Genomic DNA, 9,742 nt, shown 5'->3' with positions numbered 1-9,742 from the left:
GTTATGAATAGAGCTATCGAGTATTTAACATTTATAACTACTTTTAACGAAAATTCAAGTGAATTAATTAAAATCCTAGTTAATTCTGCAAATAAGTAATGATTTAAAGAAGCACTTATGTGCTTCTTAATTATTTATCAAAGGAAATTTTAATTACTGAAAATTTAAGTTAGTTAAAAGTAAATAAAGTTAAAAAGTATTAGAATAACAGTGAAAGGAGACCTTAAAAAGTGATTAGAATAACAGTTGAAGGAGACTTTATGGATAATAATTACATATTGAGTGAGAGAGAGTTTGAAATATTTCAATTATTTTCAATAAAAATGACACCAGCAACAAAAAAAGATTATTTAAGCAAAATAATTTTATTTAAAGAAAAAACAGAGGTTGAAGACTTATTAGAAGTAACAAAAAATGAATGTGGAGATTTTATAGCATTTATAGAAGAAGAATATGCTACATCAACTTGTGAGAAGATTTTCAGCTATTTACATAGTTTTTATGCTTTTATGAAGAGGGAAAAATATATAGAGTTAAATCCATTTACTTTTGTTAAAAAGCCTATAGTTACAAGAGAAAAGGGGAAAAGAGATGTTTTAAGTATACAAGAGATAAATCAATTAATAGATTCATTGGAAAGGCTTAGTGCTAGGGATAAATTAATAATGGTATTTTTAGTTACAACAGGATGCTTATTAAATGAATTGGTAAAAGTTAAGTGGAAAGATTTAATTGTAGATGAAGAAAATAATTTTTATGTAAGACTTGGTAAAGGGAAAAAGGAAAGAGTAGTAAAGCTTCATCCATATTGTTTCAAGTTAATAGAAAGTTATAGATATTTTTCGGGTCTTAGTGAAATAATAATGCCTTATGACGACTACATATTTACAACGCAAAAGAGTCAATATATAACAGATAGGAATGTAAGATTAATAGTAAAAAAAGCTTTTGATATGGCTGGATTATCACAATACTCAGCTAGGGATTTAAGACATTCATATGCAGCTATCTCTTTGATGCTTGGAGCTGATAAAGAAGATATAAAAAAACAGTTGGGTTGGAGTGATAAATATTATGCTATAAGATATAAAAATGTGTTGAATTTTGTTGATAGTGAAAGTATTGACTATATATTAGGTAAGGATAATTTTAAATTAAATAAAAAATAATATGAACAAATACACATAAACTATTGTTATTGTTCGTTAAATTATATATAATAATCTTTGTAGAAAAAAAGATTTAGGGATGGTGCAAAAAATGATAGAAAATAAGTACACAACATATTCAAATCCTTTAACAGAAAGATATTGTAGCAAAAATATGAGTTATATTTTTTCTCCTCAATTTAAGTTTTCAACTTGGAGAAAACTATGGATTGCATTAGCTGAGGGGGAAAAACAACTAGGAATAAACATAAGCGATGAGCAAATAGAAGAATTAAAAGCTCATATAGATGATATAAATTTTGAAGAAGCAAAAAAAATAGAAAAAGAAGTAAGACATGACGTAATGAGTCACGTTAAGGCATACGGACTTCAATGTCCAAAAGCAAAGGGTATAATACACTTAGGTGCAACTTCAGCTTATGTTGGTGATAACACAGACGTTATTCAAATGAATGAAGCATTAAAGCTAATAAGAATTAAACTTGTTAACTTGATAGATAACCTTAAAGATTTTGCATTAAAATATAAAGATGTTCCAACTTTAGGTTTTACACACTTTCAAGCAGCTCAACTTACAACAGTAGGTAAAAGAGCGACTCTTTGGGCACAAGACTTAATAATAGACTTAGAAGATTTAAACTATAGATTAGATAATATGAAGCTTAGAGGAGTAAAAGGAACTACTGGAACTCAAGCAAGTTTCATGAGCTTATTTGAAAATGATACAGATAAAATAAAAGAATTAGATAAAATAGTATGCGAAAAAATGGGATATAAAGAATCTTATAAAGTAAGTGGACAAACATACACTAGAAAATTAGATTCTCAAGTATTAAATGTACTTGCTGGAATAGCTCAAAGTATGCATAAGATGACAAATGATATAAGATTATTACAAAGCTTAAAAGAGTTAGAGGAACCATTTGAAAAAAATCAAATAGGGTCTTCTGCTATGGCTTACAAGAGAAATCCTATGAGAAGTGAAAGAATAGCTTCTTTATCTAAATTTATAATTTCTGAATCAATATCTCCAGCATTAGTTGAAGCAACTCAATGGCTAGAGAGAAGTTTAGATGATTCAGCCAACAAAAGACTTGCAATTCCACAAGCATTTATGGCAACTGATGCTATTTTAGATATAGGCATAAACGTAACTGATGGTTTAGTTGTATATGAAAACATGATAAGAAAACATATAGATGAAGAACTACCATTTATGGCTACAGAAAACATACTTATGGAAGCTGTAAAAAGAGGTGGAGACAGACAAGAATTACACGAGGTAATAAGAGAGCTATCTATGAAAGCAGCTTACAGAGTTAAGCATGAAGGTTTAAATAATAACCTAATAGATTTAATAATTGAAGATGAAGCTTTCAAAATATTAGACAAAGAAGAAATAACATCTATACTAGATCCTATGAACTTTGTAGGAAGAGCACCTGAACAAGTTGTAGAATTCGTTGAAGAATATTTAGAACCTGCTATAAGCGATTATAAAGACTGTATAGGTATAGAAGTAGACTTAAGAGTATAGTATTAAATAAAGAGCCTTATGGCTCTTTATTTTTGAAAAGAAATAGAACTATAAGTTATAATAATATAAGAAAATTAAAATAGTGATATTTGTAAAAAGTATTGTACTACAAATATTTTTATTGTAAACTATAGAAGTGGGAAAAAGTCAATAAATTAAGCATCTGAGGTGATTAAATGAACTGTATAGTAACAAATACAATTGGTTTTTTATCAAAAACTTTTCCTAAATTTTATTCAAGTCTTTACTTAGAATACCTAAAGAAATATTCGGCATTATATAATGTAAATAAAACACAATTGAGAGCTTTAGTATTTATAAAAAATCACGGTAGTATAAGTATGACGGAATTATGTGCTAAATTAAACATAGAAAAAGGAAGTCTAACAAGTATGATAGATGACTTAACAAAAAAAGGTTATGTTTATAGGGAAAAGGATTTAGCAGATAGAAGAAAGTATATGATAGTTATTACAGAAGAAGGGGAAAAATTAGCTATAGATTTTACTAGTAAGTTAAGTGATGAATTAGAACAAAAACTATATAAACTAGATGAAAGCGACAGATTAAAATACCAAGAGGCTTTAGAAACTCTTCAGTACATACTAAATAAAGAAGAATTAAATTAATTAAAAAACCATCTTACAAATGTAAGATGGTTTTTTAATTTTTACTTTACTAAAATCATATATTAAGCTTTAGCTAAAGCAGATTTTTCTTTTTCTAATTGGGCATATTCTTCAAGAGCTTCTTTTAATAATTGTCCAGATCTTCTTAAATCTTCTTCTTTTAAGACATAAGCAAGTCTAACTTCATTTTTACCAAGTCCTGGAGTAGAGTAGAATCCTTCAGCTGGGGTACACATAACAGTCTCGTTATCTCTTCTAAATTCTTTCAACATCCATGCAACGAAATCTTCAGCATTTTCAACTGGTAACTTAGCAACAATATAGAATGCGCCCATAGGCTTTTCACAAATGACACCATCAGCTTTCATTAATTCAGTATATAAAGTATCTCTTCTTCTCTTATACTCAGCATTAACCTCTTCGAAATAAGATTTTGGAGTAGCATATAAAGCAGCAGCACCTAATTGCTCTATAGTAGCTACACAAAGTCTTCCTTGACAAACCTTCATTATTTCAGCCATAAATTGTTTGTTTTTACAAGCTATAGAACCAATTCTAGCACCACAAGCACTATATCTCTTAGAAACACTATCTATAATAACAACTCTATCTTCAACTTCTTTCATATTTCCGAAGCTTGTATATTCAAGTCCTTCATAAACGAACTCTCTATAAACTTCATCGGCAATTATCCATAAGTCTTTTTCTTTAGCTATTTCAGCTATCATTTGAACTTCTTCTTTAGTATATACGCATCCAGTAGGATTTCCTGGGTTAACAACTAATATAGCGGAAGTTTTGTCATCTATTTTAGCTATGATCTCTTCTTTAGAAGGTAGGTGGAAACCGTTTTCTGCAACTGTAGTAACAGATTTTACTTCAACATTTAAGCATTGTGAAAATCCATTGTAGTTAGTATAGAATGGTTCTGGAACTAATATATTGTCTCCTGGATCACATGCAGCCATAAATGCAAATAATAAAGCCTCACTACCACCGTTAGTAATTATTATATCTTCACTTGCAAAATCCATGTTGTATGTAGTGTAGTATTTTCTTATAGCTTCAATTAATTCAGGCATTCCTTGAGAGCCTGCATACTCTAAAACCTTTTTGTCAAAATTTTTAACAGCATCAAAAAATCCTACTGGTGTTATTATATCTGGTTGGCCTATATTTAAGTGATATACCTTAACTCCTTCAGCTTTAGCAGCTGTAGCGAATGGCGCTAATTTTCTTATTGGTGATTGTTGCATTGAACTAAGTCTCTTTGAAAACTTCATTTGAATATTCCCCCTTATAAACATATGAATTGATTATTATATCTCAATCTAATTTAATATTAGCATAATGGCGAATAAACCGCATTACTATAAAAAAATATATTTCCAAAAAATAGAATAAATATCTTAATTATTTTTTATACAATCTTTTTAATTAGACACAATGAGATTTCAATAGTGCGATAATAATTAAAGTGAATATATTAAATATTTACAAAGGAACTTTGTTAAAATATAATTTATGTAAGACCGTATTATAAAATAAATAACCTTTGAATAAGGCTTTAAATTAGGAGTTTGTGATGAAGGAACTTGGTGTAGATACATTAAATCATAGTAAGGTAATAATAGCTAGAGGGCGACAAGATAGGCCTATGGATAAAGTAAAAAAAGATATAAATAAAGAAGAGAATGAAGAATATGATAAAGATTGTCCTTTTTGTAGAGGAAATGAAGAAAATATTTCGCAGGAGACTGATGTAATAAATAAAAATAATCAATGGGTAGTGAAATCTGTAAAAAATAAATATCCAATAATAGATGATAACCCTTTAAGTGAAATTAAAGGAGAACATGATGTAATAATAGATACATATAAACATAATGGAAATTTTTTTAATATGAATGAAGAAGAGTTTTATTACTTATTATTAATATATAAAAATAGATTTAAAGATTTCAAAGAAAATAAAAATGTTAAGTATATTTGTTTATTTAAGAATCATTTAAGAGATGCTGGAGCATCTCTAATGCACTCACATTCTCAAATTTTATCGTTACCATTTATTCCTCCAGACTTAAGAGAAGAATATAAAGTTTGTGATGAGTTTTACAAAAAAATGGGTATAAATATGTATAAATATATTATTCAAGAAGAGATTAAGTATGAAAAAAGACTTATACATAATGACGAAGATTTTTTTGTGTTTGTGCCTCAGGTGTGTAGATTTAGTGGAGATACAGTAATTATACTTAAAGAAAACATATATTTTTATGAAATGGATGATAATAAATTAAAACAACTTTCTGTTATATTAAAGGAATTATTCGGTAAATTATATGATGAACATGGTAATTGTCCTTTTAATTTATATATTCATAGTCACCCGATAAATGAAAAAGAGGACTATAAAGACATATATAATGCACATATTCATATAGTACCAAGAAAATTTAATTTTGGTGGATTTGAATTAAGTACTGGAATGTATGTTTCATCAGTTAAATCAGAAGATATAGCAAGTAAATTAAAATTTGACTAACAAGGAGATAAAAAATGAAACTTATATCATGGAATGTAAATGGAATAAGAGCGTGTGTAGGAAAAAACTTTATGGAATTTTTTGATGAAGTAGATGCAGATATATTTTGTTTACAAGAAACCAAATTACAAGAAAATCAAATTGATTTAAAATTAGAAGGATATTATCAATACTGGAATTATGCTAAAAAGAAAGGGTACTCAGGAACAGCTATATTTACTAAAAAAGAACCAATGAGTGTAACTTATGGAATAGATATTGAAGAACATGATCAAGAAGGTAGGGTTATAACGTTAGAATTTGAAGATTTTCATATTGTAACTGTGTATACACCTAATTCTCAGAATGAGTTAAAAAGACTTGATTATAGAATGAAGTGGGAAGATGATTTTAGAGAGTATTTAAAAAAGCTAGATGATATAAAACCAGTCATAGTATGCGGTGATTTAAACGTAGCACATAAGGAAATAGATTTGAAGAACCCTAAAACCAATAGAAAAAATGCTGGATTCACTGATGAAGAAAGAAATAAATTTACAGAGCTTCTTGAAGTAGGTTTTGTAGATACATTTAGATATTTTTACCCAGATGAAGAAAATATTTATTCATGGTGGTCTTATAGATTTAAGGCAAGAGAAAAGAATGCAGGATGGAGGATTGACTATTTCTGTGCGTCGGAAAAGTTAAAAGATAGGTTAGTAAGTGCTAAAATACATACAAAAGTGCTAGGTTCTGATCACTGTCCAGTAGAATTAGTAATTGAATAATAAAATTAGTCATAATATTAAAATCCTTCCTAGATATTAAAGGAAGGATTTTTTAATCTTTTAAATTATTTTTTTCTTGGGAAGATTTGCTTCTTCTACCCATTTTATAAGCAAGATGGATAATTTTTTTTTCTTCCTTGTTTAAGTCTCTATTTAGAATCTTTTTAAACTCACTGAAAATATTATCATAATTTACTTTTCTCTTTGTGACAGACTTCTTTTTATCATCATTATTAAAATTATAATTTTTAGTTTCTATTTCATCATTAAAAATTTTTTTAAATACGAGAGATGTATAATAAGCGTCATTTAAAGCATTATGATAAGATTTATCTTGATTTAACTCTAATAAAGTAATTGCATTTTGAAGACCAATACTTTTTCCTGTTGGATTATTGAAATAAACAGAAGCATGATGTTGAACATTTATATAATTGCTAGACAAATTATCTGTAGATAAATTATGATATTTAATATTTCTATACAACTCTTTTAGATCTCCATTACCCCAAACACATAGGATATTTTTCTCTTCATTGATAAAAGACTTAAACATGTTAAATGCTTCAGGAAAGCTAGGCGCATTTTTTACATCTTCATTATTTATATTGGTCATTTTTTTTATGAAGGGATGAATTACCTTATATATATTAGGTTTAACAAAAGTATTAAAAGTATCAATCATATCTAAGTTAGAGTCCAATTTGACAGCGCCTATTTGGATAATCTCAAAAGGACATGTTTCATCCGAAACTGTTTTATTTAGCTTTCTATCAAATCCCTGATTAAACTCTAAATCAAAAACTATATATTCCATAAAATCTTTCTCCTAAAATAATAATTGTGCAAATACTATAATTAAAGAATATAAAATTGAAATAAACTATAATATCTATTTTTAAGTATAACCTATTATTAATAAAAAGTTAAACTTTTTATAGTATTTATATTATTATTAATTATATGATAAATAGGAATAAAAAATATATTGCGAAGAAATATTATATTGTTTATAATAAAATAAATGAAATTACGAATTATTTTGGATTGGAGTAAAAAATAATACGGAATATATTGACTTAAATTTGGAGGTAATTTAAAAAATGAAAAGTTGCAATGACATGTTATATTATGTTAATAAGAATAATTATAATGATGAAGAATTTAAAGAATTAATATCAAAGCATAAAAATATAAGATTCGTATCTTTAGTAGGAGTAGACTTAGGAGGGAATGCAACTGATGAAAAAATTCCTATAGAGTTTTTCTTAGACGATGTAGAAGGATTTTTAAAGTCAGCTATACAAACAGATGGATCTTCTGTTGAATTGTATGATATAGCAACATTAAATAATGCAAAAGTTGATTTAATGCCAGATGTTAATTCAAAATGGTATGTTGATTATAATTTAGAACATATAGATGAAGATACTAATCTTCCAATAGGAACATTAAAAATACCAGCATTTTTAATTCATGACAATAAAAAAGTTTGTTCTAGGGGAATATTACAAAAGGCTGAAAGAAACTTTAAAAAATCTTTACTTGATTTGTTTAAAGAATATCCTCATTTAATAAATAATATAGGTATAGATAGTATAGATGATATAGAGGATATACTTTTAACAGCAGCTACAGAATTAGAGTTTTGGGTAAATACACCAGAAGATAAGGCAGACTTAGAAAAATTAGCAGTATCTCAAAGCTTAAAAGAACAATATTGGAAAAGAACTCATGGAATAATAAGAACATGTCTAGAGAAATCTTTAATTAAGTTACAAAAGTTAGGTATAAGTCCAGAAATGGCTCATAAAGAAGTTGGTGGTATACAAAGTTCAATAAGCATAGAAGGTAAAACAAATCATGCTATGGAGCAATTAGAAGTATCTTGGAAGTTCGATTCACCACTTAGAGCAGCAGATAACCAATTAATAGTAAGAGAAGTAATAGAAGATATATTTACTATGAACGGATTAGAAGTAACATTTAAAGCTAAGCCAATATTCGGAGTAGCAGGAAGTGGCGGTCATGCCCATATAGGAGCAAGTGTTAAATTAAAAAATGGAAAAATTCAAAACTTATTTGCTCCAAAAGACATGAAACAAGATTATTTAAATGAAATAGGATACGGAGCTTTAATGGGATTACTTCATAACTATGAAGTGTTAAATCCAATTGTAACTTGTACAAATGATGGATTTGAAAGATTGGTACCAGGCTTCGAAGCCCCTGTTTGTATAGTAACGTCTCTTGGTCATACTTATGAGGTTCCCTCAAGAAATAGATCTGTACTTGTAGGCCTTGTAAGAGATGCTAAAAATCCAAAATCTTTGAGATTTGAACTTAGATCACCAAACCCTCTTTCAAATGCTTATTTAGTAATAGCAGGATGTTATCAAACTATGTTAGATGGGATTATAGCTACTGCTAAAAGTAAGTTAACAACTAAAGAGCTAGAAAAAGAAATATCTAAGGACTTAGGAGAAGAAAGTTTCTATTTAGAAAAAGATAGAGTATACAGAGATGAAAATGATGTATTTGAATATTATAATGAAGAAGAAAGAAATGTAAGATTTGGTGAACCACCTGCAACAGTATATGAAAATATGAGAAACTTCAAAAAGTATGAAGAGAAGCTTAAATCATTAAAAAATGGAAATGTATTTTCAGACAGTATAATTAACTCTTTTAGAACAGGTGCTATAGATAAGTGGAAGAAAGAATTAAGATTTAGAATTATACATGATCATATGGATAGATTAAGAAGCTATGTAAAGTTACATACGAAAGAAAATATGGATGCTTTAGATGAAGTAAATTGGAATGCAATTACAGAGCTAAAAACAAAAGTAATGAAAGATACTTTAACAAATAAATGCTTATTTACAAAGATTATTGAAGCTATAGAAAATAAAGATTACGAGACAGTATCAAACCTTCAAAAGGAACTTAGCCATGATATGAAGAAACTTCAATCCTTATATATAGATTATGCTAAAAATATATTTTAATATAAGTTTTATTATTGTTAAAAATACTGTGGATTAAAACTCCACAGTATTTTTTATTCAAAAAATTATAGTATAGGTATTAAT

General features: G+C 27.5%; 8 protein-coding genes. 6 read left to right on the top strand and 2 right to left on the bottom strand.

All coding sequences use genetic code 11. From position 1 onward, the window contains the following. The first annotated feature begins 260 nt into the window (after positions 1-260). From QX51_RS11475 to QX51_RS11465, 3 genes are all read left to right on the top strand, one after another. Positions 261-1,169 (top strand): tyrosine-type recombinase/integrase, encoded by a 909-nt coding sequence (locus QX51_RS11475; protein ID WP_039680055.1) that lies wholly within the window; start codon positions 261-263, stop codon positions 1,167-1,169. A 91-nt stretch (positions 1,170-1,260) separates the two neighbouring features. Beyond that, positions 1,261-2,706, top strand: coding sequence for an adenylosuccinate lyase (gene purB / locus QX51_RS11470; protein ID WP_039680054.1), 1,446 nt, complete (start codon positions 1,261-1,263; stop codon positions 2,704-2,706). A gap of 176 nt (positions 2,707-2,882) precedes the next feature. Continuing rightward, positions 2,883-3,335 carry a MarR family winged helix-turn-helix transcriptional regulator gene (locus QX51_RS11465; RefSeq protein ID WP_039680053.1) on the top strand — a complete coding sequence of 151 codons (453 nt, stop codon included), beginning with the start codon at positions 2,883-2,885 and terminating at the stop codon, positions 3,333-3,335. Between the two features lie 62 nt (positions 3,336-3,397). On the opposite strand, the gene QX51_RS11460 is transcribed toward QX51_RS11465, so the two are convergent. Next, the gene (locus QX51_RS11460; protein WP_039680052.1) at positions 3,398-4,618 is read right to left on the bottom strand and encodes a pyridoxal phosphate-dependent aminotransferase; all 1,221 of its coding nucleotides are present in this window, start codon (positions 4,616-4,618) and stop codon (positions 3,398-3,400) included. A 302-nt stretch (positions 4,619-4,920) separates the two neighbouring features. On the opposite strand from QX51_RS11460, the gene QX51_RS11455 reads away from it, so the two are divergent. Together QX51_RS11455 and QX51_RS11450 are read left to right on the top strand one after the other, a co-directional pair. Then, a complete protein-coding gene (locus QX51_RS11455) occupies positions 4,921-5,880 on the top strand; it encodes a galactose-1-phosphate uridylyltransferase (protein WP_039680051.1) in 960 nt (319 codons plus the stop codon). A 14-nt stretch (positions 5,881-5,894) separates the two neighbouring features. Then, positions 5,895-6,647: an exodeoxyribonuclease III gene (locus QX51_RS11450; RefSeq protein WP_039680050.1), complete on the top strand. Its 753-nt coding sequence runs from the start codon at positions 5,895-5,897 to the stop codon at positions 6,645-6,647. 52 nt (positions 6,648-6,699) lie between these two features. On the opposite strand, the gene QX51_RS11445 is transcribed toward QX51_RS11450, so the two are convergent. Continuing rightward, entirely contained in the window at positions 6,700-7,464 is a 765-nt protein-coding gene (locus QX51_RS11445) for a 3'-5' exonuclease (protein WP_039680049.1), read from the bottom strand. Between the two features lie 286 nt (positions 7,465-7,750). Here QX51_RS11445 and QX51_RS11440 point away from each other — a divergent pair, with 286 nt between their 5' ends. Then, positions 7,751-9,658: a type I glutamate--ammonia ligase gene (locus tag QX51_RS11440; RefSeq protein WP_039680048.1), complete on the top strand. Its 1,908-nt coding sequence runs from the start codon at positions 7,751-7,753 to the stop codon at positions 9,656-9,658. The last annotated feature ends 84 nt before the right edge of the window (positions 9,659-9,742 follow it).

The sequence above is a fragment of the Terrisporobacter othiniensis genome (assembly GCF_000808015.1).
GTDB classification, from domain to species: domain Bacteria; phylum Bacillota; class Clostridia; order Peptostreptococcales; family Peptostreptococcaceae; genus Terrisporobacter; species Terrisporobacter muris.
This window is presented reverse-complemented; position numbering and strand designations above follow the sequence as displayed.